Here is a 22640-nt window from a genome sequence, read left to right on the forward strand (position 1 = left end):
AGCGGCCTTCACCGAATATTTCCCACGTGATGCAACGCTGGCGGCGGGTCCCTTCGAGGAGCGGCAATCGTGGATTTCGAGAGTGCAGGTCCGTCGGTCGTGAAGTCCATCCGGCAGCGCGTGCTGCTGAATGCCTGGCTGCGCCTGTTCGTGAAGTCCGGACTGGTGCCTGCCATCGCCGATTTCGAGCCGGAGCGGGCCGCGGACGAACTGCGCAATCTGGCCTTGCTCAGGGTCGATTCGTCGGTTTCGCCGCCTCAGATCACCTTCATGCGGGAAAGCGCGATCATGGCGGCGGCCTATGGCGAGGCGAGCGAGGGGCGCTCGCTGGATGAATATATGGGGCCGCATCACGGGCCGGTCGTGCTGCCGGTCTATTTCGAATGCATCCGGCGGGCGCGGCCCACCTACACCATCTTCATGTATCGCGACCTCGTCGGGCGCTCGGTGGCCTATGAACGCCTGCTGCTTCCGTTTGCGACCGCGGGCCGGGTCACCGATATCTTCGCCTCGCACAACAACATCAGCGAGGACGGCAAGTTCGAGGCCAACAACCTGATCCGCGCCGCCGAGCCGCTGCCAGAGCCGGCGCTGCGCGCGGTCATCGATCGCGACCTCGTCCATCGGCCGCAGACGAATACGCCGGCCGGCGACATCGTCGAAATCTGACGAAGGCCGGCCGCGACTGCGCGGTATCCGGCCGCCTCAAATCGCGCTTTTTCCGGTCGCAAGGCGGTTTGCGCGGCGCGCGCCATGATCTATCCTGGCATGATCAGCCGAGGTGGAAAGCGTGACGCCGCGTGCCGTGATCGTGATCGCTTGGCTTGCAGCCACCACGCCCGCGCTGGCCGGGGACGAGCTTGCGGCGGCCCCGGCCGCGCTGAGCCTGCTGGCGACCACCGATCCGCTCGATCAAAGCTGCCGCCGCATCGCGGCCGCCGGCATGCGGACGTTCGAAACCGTCCCGCTGTACCGGACTTTTCACGACGATTTCGACCAGCATCCGCTCGCCAGCGGAAGGTGGGTGCCGCACTACGCGGGCGGGGCGTCCTGGCCGGAGGCCAACTACTGGGGCGGCGCCGGCTCCGACTTCAAGCGCAAGGACGCCTGGAACGGCGAGCAGCAGATCTATGTCGATCCGCGCTATGGCGGGCGCTCGACCACGCCGCTCGGGCTCGATCCCTTCAAGGTGCGGGACGGCGTGCTCTCGATCGAGGCGAGGCGCACGCCGGCTGCGCTCAAGGATGTGCTGTTCGACAATGAATTCATCTCGGGCATCCTGACGACGCAGGCTTCGTTTTCGCAGAAATACGGCTATTTCGAAATCCGGGCGAAAATCCCCGTCGGCACCGGCGTCTGGCCGGCGTTCTGGATGCTCGCCAATGACGGCGGCTGGCCGCCGGAGATCGACGTCATGGAAGGGCGCGGGCAGCGGCCGGGCGACCTCGTGATGACCACGCATTGGCGGATTCGGCAAAGCGGCCGGGTAGAATCCTGCGGCTTCGACTTCGTGCAGCCCGATGCGTCCACGGCCTTTCACGATTACGGCGTGCTGTGGGAACGCGACCGCATCGTCTATTTCATCGACCGCAAGCCGGTCTCCGACATCCGTACCCCCATAGGATTCGACGATCCCATGTACATGATCGTCAATCTGGCGATGGGTGCGAAGAACTTTCAGGGCGTCGGATTCGTCGACGGCGAAACGCCCAACACTGTCGCGTTCGAGATCGACCGGATTTCCGCCTATCAGATCGACCAGCGCTGATGGGAGGTGGTCCGATTCTAACATTCGCATCCCATCTGGGAGGCACGTTTGCGAATGTTAGAATCGCAGGACCACCAGCAAGTTATTGATGCTGGTGGAGCTTTGGATTTGACGTTCGCATGAGGAGCCGCGGCAGATGGCAGCGAACGTCAAATCCGCTCCACCAGGTGGTCCGATTCTGACATTCGCATCCCATCTGGGAGGCACGTTTGCGAATGTTAGAATCGCAGGACCACCAGCAAGTTATTGATGCTGGTGGAGCTTTGGATTTGACGTTCGCATGAGGAGCCGCGGCAGATGCTAGCGAACGTCAAATTCGGTGGTCATCCATTCGCATCCCATCTGGGAGGCACGTTTGCGAATGTTAAATCGCAGGACCACCAGCAAGTTATTGATGCTGGTGGAGCTTTGGATTTGACGTTCGCATGAGGAGCCGCGGCAGATGCTAGCGAACGTCAAATCCGCTCCACCAGTGGCGGCACGGGAGAATCGGCATGGCTGAAAAATTCTCGCGCAGGCAATTTGCGAGCCTTGCCGGGCTGTCGGTCGCGGCGCTGGCGGCAGGACCGCTGAGGGCGCAGGACAGTGGGGGGCTGTCGCGCGGGGCGGCCAGCTTTCCCTCCGGCTTCATCTGGGGCACGGCCACCTCGGCCTATCAGATCGAAGGCGCGGTCAAGGAGGACGGCCGCGGTCCGTCGATCTGGGACGTTTTCAGCCACACCCCCGGCAAGATCGCCGACCGCAGCAATGCCGATCGCGCCAACGACCACTACCACCGCTACAAGGAGGACGTCGGCCTGATCCGCGACCTCGGCGCCAGGGCCTATCGCTTCTCGATCGCCTGGCCGCGGGTGTTTCCGGAAGGCAAGGGCAAGCCGAACCCCAAGGGGCTCGACTTCTACAACCGCCTGCTCGACGAGCTGCTGGCAAGCGGCATCGAGCCCTTCGCCACCCTTTATCACTGGGACCTGCCGCAGGCGCTGCAGGACCGCGTCGGCGGCTGGCAGTCGGTCGAGACCTCGAAAGCCTTCGCCGATTATGCCGGCTATGTGGCCGAACGGTTGAGCGATCGCGTCAAATCCTTCTTCACCGTCAACGAGGCGGGCCGCTTCGTGAATTTCGGCTATGGCTGGGGCATCGATGCGCCGGGGCTGAAGCTCGCGCCGGCACTGCTCAACCAGGTCCGTCACAACGTCGCGCTGGGCCATGGGCTTGCCGTGCAGGCGATCCGTGCCAAAGCGCGCCCGGGCACCCGCGTCGGGCTGGCCGAGAACATCGCGGCCTGCCTGCCTGCGATCGACACGCCCGAGAACATTGCCGCGACCGAGATCGCGACGCGCGAGCTCAATGCCGGGCTGCTCAACGTCATCCTGACCGGCCAATATACCGAGCATTTCCTCGCCTATGCCGGCAAGGACGCGCCGAAATACACCGCCGACGAGCTGCGGATCATCGGCTCGCCGATCGATTTCGTCGGCCTCAATATCTACGCGCCGCAATATTACATCGTCGCGTCCGACAAGGTGCCGGGTTTCACCGTGCTGCCGTTTCCCTCCTCCTTTCCCCGCATGAATTCGGATTGGCTGCGCATCGGCCCGGAAACCGCCTATTGGGTGCCGCGGATCGCCGCCAAGATCTGGAACACCGGCACGATCTACATCAGCGAGAACGGCGCCTCCGCCGACGACAAGGTCTCGCCCGACGGCCACATCTACGATCTCGACCGCATCATGTTCCTGCGCAACTATCTCGTGCAGTTGCAGCGCGCGATCACCGACGGCGCGCCGGTGCGCGGCTATTTCCTCTGGAGCCTGATGGACAATTTCGAGTGGATCTACGGTTTCGGCAAGCGGTTCGGCGTCTACCGGGTCGACTTCGACACGCTGGTCCGCACCCCCAAGCTCAGCGTCGCCTTTTACCGCAACGTGATCGCGCGCAACGCGGTCGAGGCGTAGGCTTCGCGTCGGCAGGTTTGCGCCAGCCCAAGGCGTGCCGTCCGGTCGAGGTGAGCAGATTGCGCGATCAGATCGCAAAAAGTGCCAGATTTGGGGTAAACCTCGTCCGGCAAACGATCGCGGCGGCTCCGTTGGGCCGGCCGATAGTTGAGTGAGGCCGATCGATGCCCAAACCCGACAAGACCAGCAAGAAGAACAGCATCAAGGCGCTGCTCCCGGCGCTCATCATCATGGCCGGCTCGGTTCTGTCCGGCGCACCGGCCACGGCCGAGGACCAGGCCGAATCCGCCGACGAGATCCGCATCGGCAATGTGATGCCCTATACCGGGCCCCTGGCGGCGTTTTCGAGCATCGGAAAGGCCGAAGCGGCCTATTTCGACATGGTCAACGAGCATGGCGGCATCAATGGCCGCAAGGTCAGGTTCGTTTCCTATGACGACAGCTCCGATCCGGAGGCGGCACGCGAGAAGACGCGCAAGCTGGTCGAGGCCGACCAGGTGCTGCTGGTGTTCGGTTCGTTCGGCACGCCGGGCAACCTGGCCGTGCGGCCCTACCTGAACGAGCACAAGGTCCCGCAGCTTTTCCTCGCTTCCGGCGACGAGGAATGGAGCAAGCCGAAGGCGTTCCCCTACACCATGGGCTGGCAGCCGGCATTCCGCGCCGAGGGCCGGATCTACGCCAATTACATCCAGGCCTCCTATCCTGAGCGCAAGATCGCGGTGCTCTGGCAGAACGATCAGTTCGGCCGTGATCTGTTCCGCGGATTGCAGGAGGGGCTCGGCGACTGGGCGCGGATGATCGTTTCCGATATCGCCTTCGACCTCTCCGACAAGTCGATCGATACCCAGATCGACCTGCTCAAGGACTCCGGCGCGGAAATCCTGCTGTTCGATGGCGCCCCGGCGGTCGCGGCGCTGGCGATCCGCCGGATGGCGGAGATCGACTGGCACCCGGTATTCCTGCTCGACAACACCTCGGCCTCGATTGCGAACGCGCTGCGCCCGGCCGGGCTGGAGAATTCGATCGGCGTGATCTCGACCAGCTTTCTCAAGAATCCCGGCGATCCCGCCTGGAACGACGATGCCGGCATGAAGCAATGGTCCGACTTCATGGACAAATACTTTCCCGACGGGAACAAGGAGGACGGCAACGCGCTGTTCGGCTATGCCGCCGCCGAGACGCTGCATCAGGTGCTGAAGCAGTGCGGCAACGACCTCTCGCGCGAGAATGTGATGCGGCAGGCCGCCTCGCTGAAGGAGTTCCGCAGCGCGATCCTGCTGCCGGGCATTGCCATCAACACCGGGCCGGAGGATTTCCGCCCCATCCAGCAGATGCGGCTGGTGCAATTCGACGGCAGCACCTGGCAGCCGATCGGCGACACGCTCGAGAGCGCCTTCGTCGACGCCCCGAAGTAGCGCTGCGACGTAACACACCGCAGCGCTGCTCTGGCACTGTCCGGCCTTCACTGCGATGCGAGCGCGCAGCCGCCTTCGCTCAAGGCCCGGAACGCCTGTTCGCCGGGGGTCGACGCAAGCACCTTGTAAAGGTCCCAGGGGCCCTTGGACTCGCTGCGCGACTTCACCTGAAACAGGTAGGCGGGCGGCAGGTTGCGGCCGTCGACGCGGATTTTTCCCTTGCCGAACAGTTTGTCGTCGGTCGGGATTTCCTTCATTTTGGCAACGACCTTGGCGCCGTCCTTGACGTCGCCGTTGAGCGCGACCACAGCCTTCAGATAATGCAGCACGACGGCGTAGACGCCGGCCTGCGGCATGGTGGGAACGGCCGCGTTCTTCATGCGTTGGGCGAACCGCGCGGAGAAAGCCCGCGTGTCGTCATTGAGATCCCAGTAGAAGGTTTCGGTGAGGTTCAATCCTTGCCCGGCCTCGAGCCCGAGCGCGCGCACGTCGGGCAGGAACATCAGGAGCGCCGCGATCTTCTGGCCCGACCGGGTGAGGCCGAATTCGGCTGCCTGCTTGATCGCATTGGTGGCATCGCCCCCGGCATTGGCGAAGCCGATCACCTTGGCGCCCGAGGATTGCGCCTGCAGCAGGTAAGACGAGAAGTCCGACGTGTTGAGCGGATGGCGGACGTGGCCGATCACCTTGCCGCCGGCCTTTTCCACCGCCGCCGTCGTGTCGCGCTCCAGCGCAGCACCGAAGGCGTAGTCGGCCGTGATGAAGAACCAGCTGTCGCCTCCCGCCTTGGTGATCGCGGTCCCCGTGCTGTTGGCAAGCGCGTAGGTGTCGTAGGTCCAGTGGACGGTATTGGGCGTGCAGGCGCTGCCGGTGAGGTCGGAGGTGCCGCCGCTCGCGACCAGCGCCAGCTTGTTCTTGGCTTTCATGAGCTGGTTGACGGCGAGCGCGACGCCCGAACTGCCGAGGCCCGTGATCGCGTCGACCCCGTCCTCGTCAACCCACTTGCGCGCGATGTTGACGCCGACGTCGGGCTTGTTCTGATGATCGGCGGCGACGATCTCGATCTTCCAGCCTTTCGCTGCAAGTCCGGAATCCTCGACCGCCATTTGCGCCGCCAGCGTCGAGCCGGCGCCGGTGGCGTCGGCGTAGAGGCCCGACTGGTCCTCCAGCACGCCGATCTTGATGGCCCTGGTTTGCGCGCCGGCCCCGGTCGCGCCGAAGCCGACCGCGCAGGCGACAAGATACGCCGAGATCCTGTTGATCCTCATCGCCGTCCTCCAGCGCTGGCGCGTGCCGTCGCCGCCTGCTCTTGCGGGGCCGCCCCGGCGAGCCCGTCGAGAATGGCCGTGAGGGCGACGCGGTCCTGCTCGCCAAGTAGGCGCATCGGCCGCCGCGGCGGGCCGACCGGCCGGCCCATGAGGCCGAGGCCGGTATGGGCGACGCGGATATGGGATTTGGCGCAGATGAATTCGCAAATCGGGAACAGCTCGTCCCACAGCGTTTGCGCCGCAGCCGCGTCACGCCTCCTGGTCGCGGTCTCGAAGAACGCCATCGCCTTCCTTGGCGCGAAATTGCTGCAGACCGGCGCCCATCCGCGTGCGCCGGCGCTGAAGGCCTGCAGGCTGGTCGATTCCCAGCCGGCGATCAGGGTGACCTTGTCGTCCGTCAGCGCCCGGATGGCGCTGATCCGGGAGAGGTCGCCGGTGCTTTCCTTGATGCAGTTGACATTGTCGAGCTGTGCCAGCCTCGCCAGGAAATCCGGCTTCATGTCGACGCCGGTCGTCCACGGGTTGTTGTAGACGCAGATCGGAATGTTCACGGCGCGAGCGACCTGCTCGTAATGGGCGAACACTTCGTCCACCGTGAGCGGCCAGTAGGAGACCGGCAGCACCATGATGCCGTCGCAGCCCACGTCCTGCGCGTGGCGGGAGAGGGCGATGCAGCCACTCGTGGTTCGCGCGCCCGTGCCCGCGATGACCGAAAGCCGTCCGGCGGCATGCTTGACCGCAAGCCTGGTCGCAGCCTTCATCTCCTCGTCGGTGAACGAACCGTTGCCGCCGGTGCTGCCGAACACGCAGATGCCGTCGACGCCGTGCTCGGCCTGATAGTCGATCTCCTCGCACAGGCGCTTCTCGTCGATCCGCTCGCCATCCTCGCTTGTCGGCGTCGGAAGAAAGGTGAAAACGCGCGCCCAGAAGTTTTCCTTGTTCATTGTGCTCCTCCCAATGTTGATCTTCATTGCAGCGGCAAACGCCGGTACTGGCCAGGATTGTCCGGATCGCGGAAGTAGTTGTAGGGACCCTCTCGCAGGAACCGCTCGTGGCAGCGCGCCAGGCGCGACTGCGACAGCGTGACGCCGAGCCCATGTCCTTCCGGCACCGCGACCATATTGTTCTTCGGATTGAACGGGCCTTCCTCGATCACGTCGTCGGACTGCCAGTGCAGGATGCATTGGCCGGGCTCGGTGACCGATGGCGTCGCCGCCATCAGGTGCAGATAGGCCGATATGCCGATGCCGGTCTCGCCGCTGAAGCACCACCAGCCGATGTTCATCCGCTCGCACGCCGCGATGAATTTCACCGCGCGCGCAATGCCGCCAAGCACCGCGAGGTTGGTGACGAAGAAATCGGGCACGCCGAGCCGCACCGCCTTCTGCACGTCGACGGTGTGAGTCGAGAACGAGATCCCGCTGTGCTGGCGCAGCTTCGCCATGTTCTCCAGCGTCGCGACCGGGTCTTCGTAATTGCGCACGTTATAGGGCGCGATCTCGGCCAGGATCCGCCGCGCCGTCGGCACCGACCACGACATGTTGCCGTCGAGCCGGAGCAACGCGTCGTCGCCGATCGCGGCGCGAATGGCCTTCACCGAGCGGATTTCGAGCGCTGGATCGCCGAGCTGCAGCTTGCCTTCGAACATCGTCGATCCGTGCTCGCTCTTCATCCGCGCGCAGTAGTCGGCGATTTCGCCTGCGGTTCGCTCGCCGCCGATCTCGCCGCGGCGCTGGCGGAAGGCAAAATATTCGGCGAAGGCGATCTGCTTGCGGAAGGCGCCGCCGAGCAGCATGTAGAGCGGCTGACGGAACGCCTTGCCCTTGATGTCCCAGAGCGCGATCTCGATGCCGCCGAACGCGCGCAGCAGCGTGCTGTCGCCGGTGTTCGGCATCACCTGCAGATCGGGGACGCAGGCGCGCTCGCAGGCCAAAAGGTCGAGCGGATCGCGTCCGGCCAGCGCCGGACCGAGCACCTCGTTGATGACGGGGGCGCATTCGGGGGAGGGTGCTTCGCCCAGCCCCGAGATGCCTTCGTCGGTTGAGACCTCGACGATGACCTTGGTGTCGCCCGGATAGACGCCCACGCCGAACAGGAAGGGGACCTGGAGCGGAATATTCACGGGCGTCGCCTTAACCCCCGTAATTTTCATCCGTTTCCGCTCCCCGGCTCCTCAATCGAGCGGATCAAAGCACAAGTCAGGCTGTCTGACAAGCAGATAGCATGCTATGAGATAGCCGGACCGTTGCCAGAATCGCCGGGGCTTCGTAGTGCTCGGGAGGCGGATTTGAACGAGATGCCGAAATTACTGTCGCCGAACGCCTCCCTGCCGCGCGTGGCCAAGACGTCCCTGGTGGATGAAGTGATCGCCGCGATGCGCGGCATGCTCGGCAAGGAGGCCTGGGCTCCCGGCAGCAAGCTGCCCTCGGAGCAGGAACTGAGCCGGCAACTTGGCGTCGGCCGCTCCACCGTGCGCGAGGCCCTGCGTGTGCTCGGTCATCTCGGGCTTGTGGAGTCGCGCAGCGGCCTTGGGACCTATGTGATCGACCGCGGCATGCCGCAGGGCCGCATCGCGGCGACCCAGAGCGCGGATGCGCTGATCGAGCTCTACGAATTCCGCAAGGCGATCGAGATTCCCGCCGCCCGGCAGGCGGCCGAGCGGCACAGCGCGGCCCAGATGGCGCGCATCAAGTCGGCCTGGACCGATTGCGAGCGCGCGGTGAAGCGGAACAGCGCCGACGAGTTCGCGCAGCTCGACTATCAGTTCCATTTCGCGATCGTGCTTGCCGGCGGCAACCGCTTCGCGATCGAGGCCTATCGCGGCATCGAGGAGTCCTTTGCGCGCAACGTGACCATGATCCTGGGCCAGGGACAGTTGCGCAGCATGCTGCATTTTCACGACGATCTGATCGACGCGATCGACCGGCGCGACGCCGAGGCTGCCGAGCGCGAGGCAAGAGAAAATTTCGTCGAAACCGACGTGCGGCTGAAGCTCTTGCTTCAGGGCGATGCGAACGCGCGGTAGATCCGCCGCGGTTTAGGCCCGCCGCCGACGCGCAGGCATTTGTTGCGCTGCGATAGTCGTCGCATGATGTCCGATTGCAACCCCATGCCGTCGATCGCGATTTATCTGGCGGGACGTTCGATCCCGTATCAAGATAGTTGCCCGCGTTTGCATCGATCGTTTGGAGGCTCATATGGAAAGCACCCCCCTGCCGAACGATCCGTCCGCCTATCTTCAGCACCTGATGGAGGTCGGCGAGCAGTCGATGAAACAGTTCGACGATGCCGTGGCCGCGGCGATGGGTGTCGCCAACGGCGAGCCGACCAACGGGAAGGGGTTTTCGCCGGTCGCCTTCATGGCCGACATGCAGCGCGACTACTTCACCCAGGTCTGGCGCTTCTGGAACGCGGCTTTCGTGAGGGCGCTGACGTTCGGCGCGGACGCCAGGGTTCAGCCTGCGCGCAGCGACAAGCGCTTCAAGGACGAGGCCTGGGCCGAGACGCCCTATTACGACCTGCTCAAGCAGTCCTATCTGCTCGCGTCAAAGCAGCTGTCGGAGTATGTCGAGAACGCCCAGGTCGACGAGCGCTCCAAGCTGCAGCTTCGCTTCTATGCCCGGCAGTTCATCGACGCGATGAGCCCGTCGAATTTTCCCGCCACCAACCCCGACGTCATCCGCACCGCGATCAAGACCCGCGCCGCGAGCCTCGCCACCGGCATGCAGAATTTCATCGACGATGTCCGCAAGGGACGGATCACGCGCGTCGACGAATCCGCCTTCGAGGTCGGCGGCAATCTCGCCAACACGCCGGGCGCGGTGATCTACGAGAACGAGCTGATCCAGCTCATCGAGTACACGCCGCAGACCGCGGAGGTGGAGAAGACGCCGCTTCTGATCGTGCCGCCCTGCATCAACAAGTATTACCTGCTCGATCTCGGCAAGGGAAACTCGTTGGTCGAATATGCCGTCGCCCAGGGCCATCACGTGTTCCTGATCTCCTGGCGCAGCGCGGTGCCGGAGATCGGCCATCTCAGCTGGGACGACTACCTGACGCTCGGGCCGATCAAGGCCATCGACGTCGTGCGCGACATCGCAGGCGTCGATCGCGTTCATGCGCTCGGCTTCTGCGTCGGCGGCACGATCCTGAGCTGCGCGGCCGCGGTGCTCGCGGCGCGCGGGGAGGACAAATTCGTCACCATGACGCTTCTGACCACCATGCTCGATTTTTCCGATCCCGGCGAGATCGGCCTCCTGATCGACGACGCCTCGATCGCGCTGCGCGAAGCGACGATCGGGCGCGGCGGCATCCTGCCCGGCAAGGAGCTCGCCTTCACCTTCGGCACGCTGCGCGCCAACGACCTGATCTGGCGCTATGTGGTCGACAGCTATTTGAAGGGCGCATCGCCCGACGCCTTCGATCTGCTGTATTGGGATTCCGACAGCGTCAGCCTGCCGGGGCCGATGTATTGCTGGTACACCCGCAACGCGTACTTGCGGAACATCCTGCGCGAGCCCGGCAAGACCACGCAATGCGGGGTGCCGGTCGATCTTTCCGCGGTGAAGGTGCCGCTCTACGTGCTGGCCTCGCGCGAGGACCATATCGTGCCCTGGAGGAGCGCGTTCCGCTCCAAGGACCTCATGGGCAAGGAGCCGCGTTTCGTGCTGGCGGCGAGCGGCCATGTCGCCGGCGTCATCAATCCGCCCGCCAAGAAGAAACGCAGCCACTGGCTCAACGACGATCTCAGCAGTGACGCCGAGGGCTGGCTCGCGAAAGCGCAGGAAAGGCCGGGAAGCTGGTGGCCGGACTGGGATGCCTGGATGAAGCGCCATTCTGCCGGCACCATTCCAGCGCCGACGCAGCCCGGCAATGCGAGCTACCGGACCATCGAGCCGGCGCCGGGCCGCTACGTCAAGCAGAAATCGAACTAGTGTCTCGATTCCGAAGTTCGCATCATTCTGCGGGTCCCTCGTTTGCGAACTTCGGAATCGAAGGACACTAGCAACTTATCACACTAGTGTGGCTTTGGTTCAGAAGTCCGCATGACGAACTCGCAGCGACAATGATGCGGACTTCTGAACCGCCACACTAGCGTTCCGGCGAGTCCCCGAGGCGGAAAAATTTCCGTGTGTGGAAGCCCGCCTCAAGAGGCCCCGAATTCTCCCCTGTGTTCTTCTGAGAACACGTGGGCATAGAGGTTGGCGATCCACTGCTTGCCTTCCTGCGTGACCCGCAGATAGCGGAGTGCGTCGCCGATATAGGGGCGGACGGCGTGCCAGAAGAAAGCCGGATACGCTGCCCGCAAATCATCGGGAGTTTGGTACCCGAGCCTCTTGTTCGCGCCGGTTTCCCGAAATTCGGCAAACAACGCCGACGTCTTCCGCAGATAGTCAATGTCGGCCAATTGACCGATCAGATCCGCGGCACGAAGCAAGCCTGGATAATCTGCCGAGCTGGTATGCTGCTCGTCCTCCGGCACCGGGAAGCGCGTGTGCTCGATGTTTGCCTCGATTTCTCGCGTATCGATGTTGGTCAAGCTCCCTTTGCCGAAACGCTCGCGGACAAAGAGTTTCGAACGCGTGACATGATATGGGGTCAAGGATGCGTCCGTGGCTCCCGCCGGTATGGGCACGAGATCACCTTGTTCGCTACAGACATATTGCCCTTCGCGATCGCCCCGGCAGACCCCCCGTACATAGCCGATATCGTGGCATAGAAGCGAAATCATAAAATGGAGCCAGTCGCGCGGGCTGACGCCGCCCTCGCTGGTGTGTTTTCCAAGCAAAATCTCCTGGCCGACCAACGTAACCATGATGGTGTGATTCATGTCGTGGTAGGCCGCATCACTATTGGCAATATTCTCCAAAGCGAGGCGTCCAACAAAACCAATGATGTCCGGATAGGCTGGATCCAGGACTCCATAGATCAGGCGGTACTTGCCTTTTAGCTCCTCGACAAACGCTTGGATCACAATCTGAGTGGGATTGAACATAACTATCTCCGATCCGCGAATGCTATTCGGTTCGAGCCGCCCATCCTGCACCCTAATCGCTGCTATGAGATAGGAGCTTTTGGCCCCCGAACGGTCACGCCGGTGTCCGCATCCGTTGTCGGCTTGCAGGGGTGGAGCGGACAATACCGTGCGTGAAGCGCCAGATTTATGAGGACACCCCTTGGATGGCGCGCATCTCCTCGTCCTTCTGCCGCGCGCCTCGCCCGACGCATCAAAAGCGCGTGTGGCGCGGCCCCGCACACGATGCGTTTTCTTGACAGTGCGAGCGTTGGCGGCTTCTTCTCTCATCCCGCGGCGTGGGCCGTGCGGTGGGCGAACCGTCATGCAAGGCGAAGCTGCAGTCGTCAGGCGACGTGATCTGTTGTCGCTGATCGGGGCGATGGCCGGCAGCGCTGCGATGTATCACGCGATGACGAGCCTCGGATTCGCGTCGGAATCGCCTTACAGCGGCCCGGTCAGGCTCGATGGCGACCCGAAGGGCGCTTCGGTGCTCGTGCTCGGCGCCGGCCTCGCCGGCATGACCGCGGCGCTCGAACTGCGCAAGGCCGGCTACAAGGTCCAGATCCTCGAATTCAACGACCGTGCCGGCGGACGAAACTGGACGCTGCGCGGCGGCGACCGCTACACCGAGCTCGGCGGGTTCAAGCAAACTTGCGAGTTCGAGGAAGGGCTCTACATCAACCCCGGTCCGTGGCGGATTCCCTATCACCACACCGCGCTGCTCGACTATTGCCGCCGCTTCGGCGTCGCGCTCGAGGCCTTCATCCAGCTCAACCATAACGCCTATCTGCATGCCACGCGCGCCTTCGGCGGCGCGCCGCAACGCATCCGCGCGGTGCGCGCGGACTTTCAGGGCTCTGTCGCCGAGCTGCTCGCCAAGGTGACGCAGCAGGGGCGGCTCGATGAGGCTGTCTCCCGCGAAGACAAGCAGATGCTTTTGGAGGCGCTGCGCTCCTGGGGCGCGCTCGATCGTGATTTCCGTTACAGGTCGAACCTGGCGTCGGCGGAGTTCCGCGGCTATGCCAGGGATCCCGGCGGCGGGCTGTCGGCGCCGCCGCTGCCCGGCGAGACGCTCGATCTGTCGGAGATCCTGCAATCGCGGCTCTGGCGCTATTTGCAGAGTTTCGCCAACTACAATTTCCAGACCACGATGTTCCAGCCGGTCGGCGGCATGGACGCGATCGGCAAGGCCTTTGCGCGGGAGGTCTCTGACCTGATCCGCTATAACGCCAAGGTGACGCGGATCCAGCAGGATGACCGCGGCGTCGTCGTAAGCTTCATCGACACCAAGAGCCCTGCCACCGTGCAGCAGGCGAAGGCCGACTGGTGCGTCTGCACCATTCCGCTGTCGATCCTCAGCCAATTGCCGGTCGAGGTGAATGCGGCGATGAAGGCGGCGATCGACGCGGTGCCCTATGCCGGCTCGGTCAAGATCGGCCTGCAGTTCAGGCGGCGGTTCTGGGAGGAGGACGAGGCGATCTATGGCGGCATCTCCTATACCGACCTGCCGATCCGGCAGATCGCCTATCCCAACACCGGCTTTAACCGGCAGGGCCGCGGCGTGCTGCTCGGGGCTTACCTGTTCGGCGGCGCCAATGCCTACGAGTTCACCGCGATGACGCCGGCCGAGCGCGTCGCGCGCGCGGTCGAGTTCGGCGCCGCCATCCATCCACAGTACAGAAACGAATTCGAGACCGGCGTCGCGGTCGCCTGGCATCGCGTGCCCTTCGTGCTCGGTTGCAGCGGCGACTGGAGCGACGAGGCGCGGGCCAAGCACTACCGCAATCTGTGCGAGATCGACGGCCGCATCGTGCTGGCGGGCGAGCATGCGTCCGCACTGCCGGCCTGGCAGGAAGGCGCGATCCTGTCCGCGCTCGACGCGATCACCCGCCTGCACCAGCGCGTGATGAGGGCGTGATGGCGAGTCCTGCCTGGAACCTGCTTTTCGCCACCTCGCTGGTGCTGTCAGGCACGACGGCGGCACAAGACAACGACCGCACTTTCTCGTCCGGCTACAAATTCGTCGAGATGACCGGCGAGGAGCTGTTCGCCAATGTCTGCCAGGGCTGCCACATGCCCGATGCCGCGGGCGCGGCCGGCGCCGGCAGCTATCCGTCGCTGGTCGCGAACCGCAATCTCGGGGTGAGCGGCTATCCGATCTATCTCGTGATCAACGGCCGCCGCGCCATGCCGCCGTTCGGCGACATGATGACGGACGGCCAGATCGCCGCGGTGGTGAATTATCTGCGGACGCATTTCGGCAACAGCTACCAGGACGTGGTGACGTCGAAGGACGTCGCCGACGCCCGCCATTGAAGGGGAGGGGTTTTATGAAATGGACGATGATCGGGCTGGCCGGCGCGCTTGCAGCGGCGAGCCTCGCTGCACCGGCTGCGGCCGAGATTGTCAGGCATCCGATCCCGAACTCGAGCTTTCCGATCGCGCAGGCCGTGCAGGTCCCGCCGGGCGCCACGGTCACCTATGTCAGCGGCCAGGTGCCCCCGCTCGTCAGCAAGGACGCCGATCCTTCGTCGGTGCAGGCGTATGGCGACACCAGGACCCAGACCGTGGGCGTGCTCAACCGGATCAAGGCGATCCTCGAAAGCCTCGGGCTCTCGATGGCCGACGTCGTCAAGATGCAGGTGTTTCTGGTGCACAGCGCGGCGGCGCCGATGGATTTCAAGGCCTTCATGGAAGGCTACACGCAATTCTTTGGCGGTAGCCAGCCCAACCTGCCGGCGCGCTCGGTCGTCGGCGTGGCGTCGCTCGCCAATCCCGGCTTCCTGGTCGAGATCGAGGTGGTCGCCGCCAAGGAGACGAAATAGGCAAGCAAGGAAGCGAAGCAAGCGGGCAGCGAAATCGGCGACGATGCCCTGCAAAATTGACAGGGTCTTGCACCTTGCCAAGCGGTTTCATCCGGTCTGAAATCCCTTCATCAAAAGCCGGCACCATGGAGGGCGCGATGCAACGACGAGAGCGGCGAAGGCTTCCCACGATCTCCCTTGTCTGCGCACTTGCGTCGTTTCCGTTCGCAGCAGGTGGCGCGCTCGCCGAAGATCTGACCCCGCAACAGCAGCTCGCGCACGACATCTACAAGGAGCTGCTCGAGATCGACACCACGACCGCGACCGGCGACACCAACCGCGCCGCGCAGGCGGTCGCCGCGCGCCTGAAGGCGGCTGGCTTCCCCGACGCCGACGTGCAGGCGTTCTCGCCGGCGCCGCGCAAAGGCAACCTGGTGGCGCGGCTGCATGGCAGCGGTGCACGCAAGCCGATCCTGCTCGTCGCCCATCTCGACGTCGTGCCGGCCAACCGCGAGGACTGGTCGGTCGATCCGTTCAAGCTGATCGAGAAGGACGGCTATTTCTACGCGCGCGGCTCCGGCGACGACAAGTACATGGCGGCGGCCTTCGTCTCCAACCTGATCCGCTACAGGCAGGAGGGCTACAAGCCCGATCGCGACATCATCGTGGCGCTGGAGACCGACGAGGAGATCCTTGACCGCGACGGCCTCGGCATCCAGTGGCTGATCAAGAACCACCGCGACCTGATCGACGCCGAATTCGCGCTCAACGAGGGCGGCGGCGTCGGCCTGAAGGACGGCAAGGCGATCCGCAACAGCATCCAGACCAGCGAGAAGGTCTCGGTCTCCTTCCAGCTCGAGGTCAGGAATTCCGGCGGCCACAGCTCGGTGCCGCGCAAGGACAACGCGATCTATCATCTCGCCGACGGGCTGGCGCGGCTCGCGAAGTTCGATTTCCCGCTGCATCTCAACAGCACGACGCGCGCCTTCTTCACCCGCTCCGCGCAGTTCGAGAACGCGCAGACGGGTGCCGACATGCGCGCGGTCGCCGCCGACAAGCCGGATCCCGAAGCCGCCGCGCGGTTGTCGGCGAACGCCGGCTACAACGCGCAGCTCCGCACCACCTGCGTCGCGACCATGCTGCAGGGCGGCCACGCGGTGAACGCGCTGCCGCAGTTGGCGACCGCCCAGGTCAATTGCCGCATCATGCCGGGCGAGCCGGTCGACGAGATCAAGGCGACCATCGAGCGGGTGCTCGCCGACGACCAGATCAAGGTCAGCCAGATCGACAAGGCGGTCCTGAGCGAGCCTTCGGCGCTGAACGAGGAGATCATCGGTCCGATCGAGAAGCTGTCGCGCGAATTCTGGCCCGATGCGGTGGTGGTTCCGGTCATGAGCTCGGGCGCCACCGATGGCAGCTACCTGCGCAACGCCGGCATCCCGACCTACGGTCATTCGGGCCTGGCCAACGACATCAACGACATCCGCGCCCATGGCAAGGACGAGCGGGTTCCCGTGACGTCGTTCTACCAGGGCAACGACTATCTCTATCGGCTGGTGAAGCTCTTGGCCGGCGGGGGAACCAAATAGGATATTCGCGAGCGTTTGACGACCGCGATCGCTGGAAACGCCACCGGCACTGCCTAGATAAAGGCTAGTGGAAACCACTAGCTTTTCTTGATGCCGTGTTTCAGGAGGCGCTTTCATGATCCTGAAAGCCATTTCCGCATGTCTGGTCGGCGCGGCCCTGCTGGCGGCGGCGAGCCCGTCGCGGGCCGAGGACTACCGCGCGGACGAGTATCTCAGCCTCGATCCGTCGCAGGCGCTGCTGTCGCCGAAGCCGCTCGGGCCGCCGAGCGAGTTCGCGCCGGTGCCGGTAGAGGCGAAGGCCGACCACGCGGCCGAAGCCGCGCAGGCACCGGCGCAGCTGGCTGTCGCGCCGAAGGTCGTCGTCCGCAAGACGACGAGGCCCGTGCATGTCGCGCGCGAGAAGCCCGCCCGTCCTGCCCGCGATAAGCCTGTGCGCCTCGCCCGGGAGAAGCCGCGCGCGCCGGCGACAAGCCATGTCGCGCGGCGCCACACCAACCCGCTGGATGCGCAGGCCTTCGACACCCGCATCCAGACCTGGCCTTGCCGGAGCGGCGGCATCTGCAACTGGAAGCCGGCCGAATAGCGTGATGGTCGCGACATCTTGATGGCGCAAGTCTTGATCTTGATGGCGCAAGTCTTGATCGCCGCCATGCCGGGCGGGCAAACTGCTGGTGGCGATTCCGCCACCCCCTTCATTTCATCCCACCTTTGCTTGAGATGATGTCGCCGGCGTGCGTTTCGGCGTCGGAAAGCTTTCAGGAGTATTCATGGACAATCTGCAAACGCAGGGCATCAGCCTGCCGCGGCTCGGGCTCGGCACCTTTCGCATGCAGGGCGACACCTGCCGCGCCGCGGTCGAGAGCGCGCTCGCGCTCGGCTACCGCCATATCGATACCGCCGAGATGTATGCCAATGAGGAGCCGATCGGCGCCGCGATCGCCGCGTCCGGCCTCGCGCGGAGGGAGCTGCATGTCACCACGAAAGTCTGGCACGAGAATCTCGCGCCCGACGCGATCCGCCGTGCCTTCGATGCCAGCCTCGACAAGCTGAAGCTCGATCATGTCGATCTCTATCTCGTGCATTGGCCGTCGAAGGGCATGAACCTGCCCGCGATCTTCGAGACGCTCATGAAGCTAAGGGAGCAGGGGCGCACCCGCGCCATCGGCGTTGCCAATTTCACCACCGCGCTGCTCAAGACCGTGGTCGAGGAGATCAGGGCGCCGATCGCGTGCAACCAGGTCGAGTATCACGTCATGCTCGACCAGACCAAACTGCGCCACTATCTCACCGCCCATGCGATTCCGCTGGTCGCGTATTGTCCGCTGGCGCAGGGCCGCGTCGCCTCCGACGAGACGTTGATTGCGATCGGCAAAAAGCACAATGCGAGCGCGGCGCAGGTCGCATTGAAATGGCTGCTCGACCAGGACGGCGTCGCCGCGATCCCGAAGGCCTCGCGCCGCGAGAGCCAGCAAGCCAATCTCGACGCGCTGAAGGTCAAGCTCGACGACGATGACCGGAAGAAGATCGCCGGCCTCCCGAAGGACCGGCGCTGCGTCAATCCCGCCTTCGTGCCGGCGTGGGACTAAATGGAGCGTGATACGGCCAGCGTGTCATCGCGAGGAGCGACCTAGCACCAAAGAAGACCTGGCACCAAAGAAAATGGCTCCGCGAGGAGCCATTTTCCCGTTGTGTCGGCCTTGGTAGTCGATCTTAGTACCGATGCTCCCTGATCACAACCCGATCGCCACGATGCCGCCAGCCTTCATGCCAGCCGTGGTCGCGGTGGACGCGCATTTCGGCACGCGAGCGATCCCAGTCGTGGTGATGACCGCGCTTGATGACGACGGTCTCGGCGCTCGCCATCGACGGCACCGCAACCGCAATCGCGCCGAGCGCGGCAACGATGTAGCCAAACTTCCTCATGATGTTCTCCTCCTCATGCGGAGATTAAACTTCACATCGCAAGGAACGTTCCGCGGGAACTTCAGGAGAATTCTGAACGGATATTCAGCTACGAGCCCTGAAGGCAAAACGCCCGGGGCAGTGCAGAAACTGACGACGGAGTAGACGCGGCTCCGACAGATCGAGCTCAGTCTGCCGCAGCAAAATGCGCCATCTGGTCTGCGTGCGCCTTCACGAAGCACGGGCGGGCCGTGGCGCGCGCGACATAGTCACGACAGGCGGGATGGTGCGCCAGCCCGTCGAAACGATCGACCAGCCGCAGCACATCGGCCATGAGTATGTCGGCGACGGAGAACGACCCGGCCAGCCATTCGCGTCCTGCCAGGACCGGCTCCATGTGCCCGAGCCGCGCCTTGAGGAAGTCGTCCAGGCGCTTCCATGCCGGCGTATCACCGGTGTCGCCGGAGAACACCAATATGGACCAGGGCAGGCTCGCCATCTCGACTGAGTTGAGCGCCGCGAACAGCCATTCCAACGCCTTGCTGCGACCGCGCGGATCGGCCGGCATCAGCGCGTCGCTGCGCTCGCCCAGATGAAGCAGGATCGCGCCGCTCTCGAAGATCGAGATGTCTCCATCGGTCAACCACGGCACCTGCCCGAAGGGCTGGTGCGCGAAGTGCTCGGCATCCCGTGCGCGAAATGGCACGCCCTTGACGCGATAGGGCAATCCGGCCTCTTCCAATGCCCAACGCACACGCAGGTCGCGCACATAACCCCGCGGCGTCTTAGGAACCCAATCGAAAGTGTGCAGAGTCAGGTCGCCCATTCGGCCTCTCCATTTCCTGGTCCAATGCAAAGGACGGACGAACCGCTCGCGCGCCGACATCACCGACAATTTTTTTCGTCACCGCAGCAAGAGGGCTGAGTGACCGACACTGGTCGCGAACCGAGCGGCAGCTTCCCAGCGCGTCAGATTCGGTGCCCAGGATCTCGGCTGACGCCCGCTCGCGTTTTCTCAACGCCTGCCCGATGACGCCGCCGCCGGCGTGAGCCGTTCAGATGCACGGTAGCAGCGGCTCTATTCGACGATCGCCTGATAGACCAGCGCGTTGATCTTCTGACGATAGTGCCAGCGGATCGGGCCGGGTGCCGCGGAGAGATAGACCACCGCGAGCTCCTCCTTCGGATCGACCCACCAGTCGGTGCCGCTCGCGCCGGGCCAGGAGAACTGCCCCACCGATCCCATCATGCGGACGATGCCGGGCGTGGCGCGCACGGCGAGCCCGAGGCCAAAGCCGTAATCGGCGCGGGTCGGGTCCGCGTTGCCGACGAGATTCTTGATGTTCGGCCCAAGCTGGTCGGAGAGCATGTAGTCGACCGTCTTGCGGCCGAGCAGCCGCGCTTCGCCGGCGCGGCCGCCATTCATCAGCATCAACGCAAAGCGCAAATAGTCCGAGGCGGTGGACGCGGCGCAGCCGCCGCCGCATTCGAATTTCAACGGCTCGGTCAGCTCGGGACTGCGCGCCTGCGGCTTGCCGCTGTCGGGATCGGTCGGCAGCGGCTTGGCGTAGCGCGCGGCCTTGTCGGCGGGAATCGAGAATCCGGTATCGGTCATGCCGAGCGGGGCGAACAGATTGGCTTGCAGATATTTGCCGAGCGACTGCCCGCTGATCTTCTCGATGGTCAGGCCAAGCACGTCGAGGCCAAAGCCGTAGTCCCAGACGGTGGCGGGCTGATAGAGCAGCGGCAGCGAGGCGAGCTTGTCCATGAAGGCAGGCCCGTCATACTCGCGCGCCGCGTCGCCGCTGCCGGCCGGATACATCTTGTGCACCAGCGTGTTGCCGCGTCCGCCATAGACCAGGCCGGAGGTGTGGCGCATCAGGTCCTGGATCGTGACCGGCCGGTTGGCCGGCACCGTGTCCGGCGTCGGCTCGCCATTGGCGTCGCGCGCGGCGACGCGCATCTGGGCGAATTTCGGAAAATATTTGGCGAGCGGATCATCGATCAGGAGCTTGCCCTGCTCGTACAGCATCAGGGCGCCGACCGTCGTCATCGGCTTGGTCATGGACGCGATGTTGAAGATGGTGTCGGTGGTCATGGCCACATTGGCCGCCTTGTCGCGCCAGCCATAGGCCTCGAACATCACGAGCTTGCCGCGGCGGGCGATCGCGATCACCGCGCCGGGAATCCGGCCGGCGTCGATGTCCGCCTTGAGGACGTTGCCGATGCGCGCCAGCCGCTCGCTGGAGAAGCCGGCGTCTTCCGGCTTGGCGCGGGGCAGCGGATCGGCGGCAAGGGCCGCGGTGGCGGCGAGCAGGCCAAGCGTGGCCGCGGCGATGCGGATCGATATCATGAGCGTCTCCCGTCGGGCTTCCTGGTCCCTGTCGATGTCGAGCCTATGGCAACGTGGTGCGCGGGGCCAGCGTCGCGCTTATTCATTTTTGTGCAGGCGGCATTGCAGCGGCGCAGCGCTCGCTTGCGCGGAATGCAGCGGGAGCGCATCATCGCCGGATAAAAATCATGAAGGGGAGGGGCGCCATGTCCGGCTTGTCGCGCCGCAATTTTCTCGCGCTTTCTGGCTCGGCCGCAGCATCGGCGCTGACGACGGGCGCGCAGGCCGCGATGGGTCCGAACGACAAGTTCGACCTTGTGATCAAGGGCGGCGAGGTCATCGATCCCAGCCAGTCGCTGCGGGGAAAACGCGATGTCGGCATCCGCTGGGGCGTGGTCGAGTCGCTCGACCAGAGCATCCCCGCCGAACGTGCGCTGAAGACCATCGACGCCTCGGGCAAGCTCGTGATGCCGGGCCTGGTCGACCTGCACTGCCACGTCTACCCTTACGGCTCGGCGATCGGCATTCCCGCCGATGAGCTGGTGCAATTCCAGGGCACGACCACGGTGGTCTCGGCGGGGGACGCCGGCGTCAACAACCTCGCGGCACTGCGCCGCTACATCGTGGCGCAGTCGCGGGCGCGGATGTACGCTTTCGTCCACATCGCCAACAATGGCCTGTCGGCGTTTCCGGTCGCCGAGCTCTACAACATCGACAACGCGCAGGTGGAAGCCTGCGCGATGGCGCTCGCCGAGAATCCGGATTTCCTTGTCGGCGTCAAGGTGAGGATGTCGGAGAACGTCATCTTCAAGCACGGCATCGAGCCCTTGAAGCGCGGCATCCAGGCCTGCGAGATGTGCGGTTGGCCGGCGCGGATGATGGTGCATATCGGCGGCGTCGAGACCTCGGGGCTGATGTCCGACATCCTCGATATCCTTCGGCCGGGGGACGTGCTCACCCACGCCTATTCCGGCGCGCCCAACATGACCGGCGCCTTCACCAACATCGTGCAGGACGGCAAGCTCTTGCCGGCCGCGCTCGCCGCCAAGCAGCGCGGGGTGATCTTCGACGTCGGCCATGGCGGCGGCAGCTTTGATTTCACCGTCGCCGAGGTCGCGATCCCCGCCGGGTGCACGCCCGACACGATCTCCTCCGACATCCACGTGTTCTCCGGCAACACGCCCGGCGTGCCGTTCCTGCCCAACGTCATGAGCAAGTTCATGGCGATGGGCTTTTCGTTGGAGCAGGTGGTGGCGATGACGACGATCGCACCGGCAAAAATCATCAACCGCGCGCCAAAGATCGGCACGCTGCAGCTGGGGGCGCCCGGCGACGTCGCGATCATGGAGCTTGTGGAAGGCCCCGTGACCTTCGTCGACACCCGCAACAACAAGCGCGCCGGCAAGGCCTATCTGAAGCCGGTGCAGACCGTGATCAACGGCGTGCCGTTCGGCCGGCCCTACCAGGCCCCGTTCGCGGTGCGGTAACGTCCGCAGCCGGCGGTCCTCCGCATGGTTTGTCATGGCCGGGCTTGTCCCGGCCATCCGGGTCTTTCTTGCCAAGGCCGGACACGAACGTCGATGCCCGGCAC

At 64.5% G+C, this 22640-nt stretch carries 20 protein-coding genes; 13 read left to right on the forward strand and 7 right to left on the reverse strand.

The genetic code is table 11. The features are described from left to right. The first annotated feature begins 69 nt into the window (after window positions 1-69). The 4 genes from QOU61_RS10855 to QOU61_RS10870 all read left to right on the forward strand — a co-directional run bounded on the left by QOU61_RS10855 (window position 70) and on the right by QOU61_RS10870 (window position 5138). Window positions 70-669, forward strand: coding sequence for a PAS domain-containing protein (locus QOU61_RS10855; RefSeq protein ID WP_289658239.1), 600 nt, complete (start codon window positions 70-72; stop codon window positions 667-669). Window positions 670-790: 121 nt separating this feature from the next. Next, window positions 791-1768 (forward strand): glycoside hydrolase family 16 protein, encoded by a 978-nt coding sequence (locus tag QOU61_RS10860; RefSeq protein ID WP_289658240.1) that lies wholly within the window; start codon window positions 791-793, stop codon window positions 1766-1768. Between the two features lie 494 nt (window positions 1769-2262). Continuing rightward, window positions 2263-3723, forward strand: a complete 1461-nt coding sequence (locus QOU61_RS10865; RefSeq protein WP_289658241.1) for a GH1 family beta-glucosidase — start codon at window positions 2263-2265, stop codon at window positions 3721-3723. A 164-nt stretch (window positions 3724-3887) separates the two neighbouring features. Beyond that, window positions 3888-5138, forward strand: a complete 1251-nt coding sequence (locus QOU61_RS10870; protein WP_502876913.1) for an ABC transporter substrate-binding protein — start codon at window positions 3888-3890, stop codon at window positions 5136-5138. Between the two features lie 47 nt (window positions 5139-5185). On the opposite strand, the gene QOU61_RS10875 is transcribed toward QOU61_RS10870, so the two are convergent. Genes QOU61_RS10875 through QOU61_RS10885 form a run of 3 tightly spaced genes read right to left on the reverse strand, consistent with a single transcriptional unit; the run spans window position 5186 to window position 8528 of the window. Further along, a complete protein-coding gene (locus tag QOU61_RS10875; protein ID WP_289658242.1) occupies window positions 5186-6406 on the reverse strand; it encodes an ABC transporter substrate-binding protein in 1221 nt (406 codons plus the stop codon). Continuing rightward, complete coding sequence (locus tag QOU61_RS10880; protein WP_289658243.1) at window positions 6403-7350, reverse strand: dihydrodipicolinate synthase family protein; 948 nt, start codon at window positions 7348-7350, stop codon at window positions 6403-6405. The genes QOU61_RS10875 and QOU61_RS10880 overlap by 4 nt, the downstream gene beginning before the upstream one ends. Before the next feature lie 23 nt (window positions 7351-7373). After that, window positions 7374-8528, reverse strand: a complete 1155-nt coding sequence (locus QOU61_RS10885; protein ID WP_289658244.1) for a mandelate racemase/muconate lactonizing enzyme family protein — start codon at window positions 8526-8528, stop codon at window positions 7374-7376. A 174-nt stretch (window positions 8529-8702) separates the two neighbouring features. Here QOU61_RS10885 and QOU61_RS10890 point away from each other — a divergent pair, with 174 nt between their 5' ends. Both QOU61_RS10890 and QOU61_RS10895 read left to right on the forward strand, forming a co-directional pair. Next, window positions 8703-9431 (forward strand): FadR/GntR family transcriptional regulator, encoded by a 729-nt coding sequence (locus tag QOU61_RS10890; RefSeq protein WP_289658245.1) that lies wholly within the window; start codon window positions 8703-8705, stop codon window positions 9429-9431. 172 nt (window positions 9432-9603) lie between these two features. Further along, complete coding sequence (locus QOU61_RS10895; RefSeq protein WP_289658246.1) at window positions 9604-11340, forward strand: PHA/PHB synthase family protein; 1737 nt, start codon at window positions 9604-9606, stop codon at window positions 11338-11340. A 212-nt stretch (window positions 11341-11552) separates the two neighbouring features. Here the strand turns inward: QOU61_RS10895 and QOU61_RS10900 are convergent, their stop codons facing one another. Further along, the gene (locus QOU61_RS10900; RefSeq protein WP_289658247.1) at window positions 11553-12401 is read right to left on the reverse strand and encodes an Npun_R2479 family HD domain-containing metalloprotein; all 849 of its coding nucleotides are present in this window, start codon (window positions 12399-12401) and stop codon (window positions 11553-11555) included. 343 nt (window positions 12402-12744) lie between these two features. Here QOU61_RS10900 and QOU61_RS10905 point away from each other — a divergent pair, with 343 nt between their 5' ends. The 6 genes from QOU61_RS10905 to QOU61_RS10930 all read left to right on the forward strand — a co-directional run bounded on the left by QOU61_RS10905 (window position 12745) and on the right by QOU61_RS10930 (window position 18401). Beyond that, complete coding sequence (locus QOU61_RS10905; protein WP_289658248.1) at window positions 12745-14340, forward strand: NAD(P)/FAD-dependent oxidoreductase; 1596 nt, start codon at window positions 12745-12747, stop codon at window positions 14338-14340. Beyond that, on the forward strand, window positions 14340-14738 hold the full coding sequence (locus QOU61_RS10910) for a c-type cytochrome (RefSeq protein ID WP_289658249.1): 399 nt from the start codon (window positions 14340-14342) through the stop codon (window positions 14736-14738). The genes QOU61_RS10905 and QOU61_RS10910 overlap by 1 nt, the downstream gene beginning before the upstream one ends. A gap of 14 nt (window positions 14739-14752) precedes the next feature. Continuing rightward, the gene (locus QOU61_RS10915; RefSeq protein WP_289658250.1) at window positions 14753-15247 is read left to right on the forward strand and encodes a RidA family protein; all 495 of its coding nucleotides are present in this window, start codon (window positions 14753-14755) and stop codon (window positions 15245-15247) included. 137 nt (window positions 15248-15384) lie between these two features. Beyond that, complete coding sequence (locus QOU61_RS10920) at window positions 15385-16815, forward strand: M20/M25/M40 family metallo-hydrolase (RefSeq protein ID WP_289658251.1); 1431 nt, start codon at window positions 15385-15387, stop codon at window positions 16813-16815. 115 nt (window positions 16816-16930) lie between these two features. After that, window positions 16931-17398, forward strand: a complete 468-nt coding sequence (locus tag QOU61_RS10925; RefSeq protein WP_289658253.1) for a hypothetical protein — start codon at window positions 16931-16933, stop codon at window positions 17396-17398. A gap of 184 nt (window positions 17399-17582) precedes the next feature. After that, window positions 17583-18401 carry an aldo/keto reductase gene (locus QOU61_RS10930; RefSeq protein WP_289658255.1) on the forward strand — a complete coding sequence of 273 codons (819 nt, stop codon included), beginning with the start codon at window positions 17583-17585 and terminating at the stop codon, window positions 18399-18401. A 124-nt stretch (window positions 18402-18525) separates the two neighbouring features. Here the strand turns inward: QOU61_RS10930 and QOU61_RS10935 are convergent, their stop codons facing one another. The 3 genes from QOU61_RS10935 to QOU61_RS10945 form a co-directional block, all read right to left on the reverse strand. Further along, window positions 18526-18738: a hypothetical protein gene (locus QOU61_RS10935; RefSeq protein WP_289658256.1), complete on the reverse strand. Its 213-nt coding sequence runs from the start codon at window positions 18736-18738 to the stop codon at window positions 18526-18528. Between the two features lie 166 nt (window positions 18739-18904). Further along, window positions 18905-19543: a glutathione S-transferase family protein gene (locus QOU61_RS10940; RefSeq protein WP_289658257.1), complete on the reverse strand. Its 639-nt coding sequence runs from the start codon at window positions 19541-19543 to the stop codon at window positions 18905-18907. Window positions 19544-19795: 252 nt separating this feature from the next. Then, the gene (locus tag QOU61_RS10945; RefSeq protein WP_289658259.1) at window positions 19796-21070 is read right to left on the reverse strand and encodes a serine hydrolase domain-containing protein; all 1275 of its coding nucleotides are present in this window, start codon (window positions 21068-21070) and stop codon (window positions 19796-19798) included. 185 nt (window positions 21071-21255) lie between these two features. Between QOU61_RS10945 and QOU61_RS10950 the strand changes: the two genes are divergently transcribed. Then, window positions 21256-22536 (forward strand): amidohydrolase family protein, encoded by a 1281-nt coding sequence (locus QOU61_RS10950; protein WP_289658261.1) that lies wholly within the window; start codon window positions 21256-21258, stop codon window positions 22534-22536. Window positions 22537-22640: the final 104 nt, after the last annotated feature.

Origin of the sequence: Bradyrhizobium sp. NP1 (assembly GCF_030378205.1) — a bacterium.
GTDB lineage: Bacteria > Pseudomonadota > Alphaproteobacteria > Rhizobiales > Xanthobacteraceae > Bradyrhizobium.

Coding starts and splice junctions, on each gene's coding strand:
- QOU61_RS10865 (WP_289658241.1), top strand. CDS start 2,263: ATGGCTGAAAAATTCTCGCGCAGGCAATTTGCGAGCCTTGCCGGGCTG.
- QOU61_RS10870 (WP_502876913.1), top strand. CDS start 3,888: ATGCCCAAACCCGACAAGACCAGCAAGAAGAACAGCATCAAGGCGCTG.
- QOU61_RS10875 (WP_289658242.1), bottom strand. CDS start 6,406: ATGAGGATCAACAGGATCTCGGCGTATCTTGTCGCCTGCGCGGTCGGC.
- QOU61_RS10880 (WP_289658243.1), bottom strand. CDS start 7,350: ATGAACAAGGAAAACTTCTGGGCGCGCGTTTTCACCTTTCTTCCGACG.
- QOU61_RS10890 (WP_289658245.1), top strand. CDS start 8,703: ATGCCGAAATTACTGTCGCCGAACGCCTCCCTGCCGCGCGTGGCCAAG.
- QOU61_RS10895 (WP_289658246.1), top strand. CDS start 9,604: ATGGAAAGCACCCCCCTGCCGAACGATCCGTCCGCCTATCTTCAGCAC.
- QOU61_RS10900 (WP_289658247.1), bottom strand. CDS start 12,401: ATGTTCAATCCCACTCAGATTGTGATCCAAGCGTTTGTCGAGGAGCTA.
- QOU61_RS10905 (WP_289658248.1), top strand. CDS start 12,745: ATGCAAGGCGAAGCTGCAGTCGTCAGGCGACGTGATCTGTTGTCGCTG.
- QOU61_RS10910 (WP_289658249.1), top strand. CDS start 14,340: ATGGCGAGTCCTGCCTGGAACCTGCTTTTCGCCACCTCGCTGGTGCTG.
- QOU61_RS10915 (WP_289658250.1), top strand. CDS start 14,753: ATGAAATGGACGATGATCGGGCTGGCCGGCGCGCTTGCAGCGGCGAGC.
- QOU61_RS10920 (WP_289658251.1), top strand. CDS start 15,385: ATGCAACGACGAGAGCGGCGAAGGCTTCCCACGATCTCCCTTGTCTGC.
- QOU61_RS10925 (WP_289658253.1), top strand. CDS start 16,931: ATGATCCTGAAAGCCATTTCCGCATGTCTGGTCGGCGCGGCCCTGCTG.
- QOU61_RS10930 (WP_289658255.1), top strand. CDS start 17,583: ATGGACAATCTGCAAACGCAGGGCATCAGCCTGCCGCGGCTCGGGCTC.
- QOU61_RS10935 (WP_289658256.1), bottom strand. CDS start 18,738: ATGAGGAAGTTTGGCTACATCGTTGCCGCGCTCGGCGCGATTGCGGTT.
- QOU61_RS10940 (WP_289658257.1), bottom strand. CDS start 19,543: ATGGGCGACCTGACTCTGCACACTTTCGATTGGGTTCCTAAGACGCCG.
- QOU61_RS10945 (WP_289658259.1), bottom strand. CDS start 21,070: ATGATATCGATCCGCATCGCCGCGGCCACGCTTGGCCTGCTCGCCGCC.
- QOU61_RS10950 (WP_289658261.1), top strand. CDS start 21,256: ATGTCCGGCTTGTCGCGCCGCAATTTTCTCGCGCTTTCTGGCTCGGCC.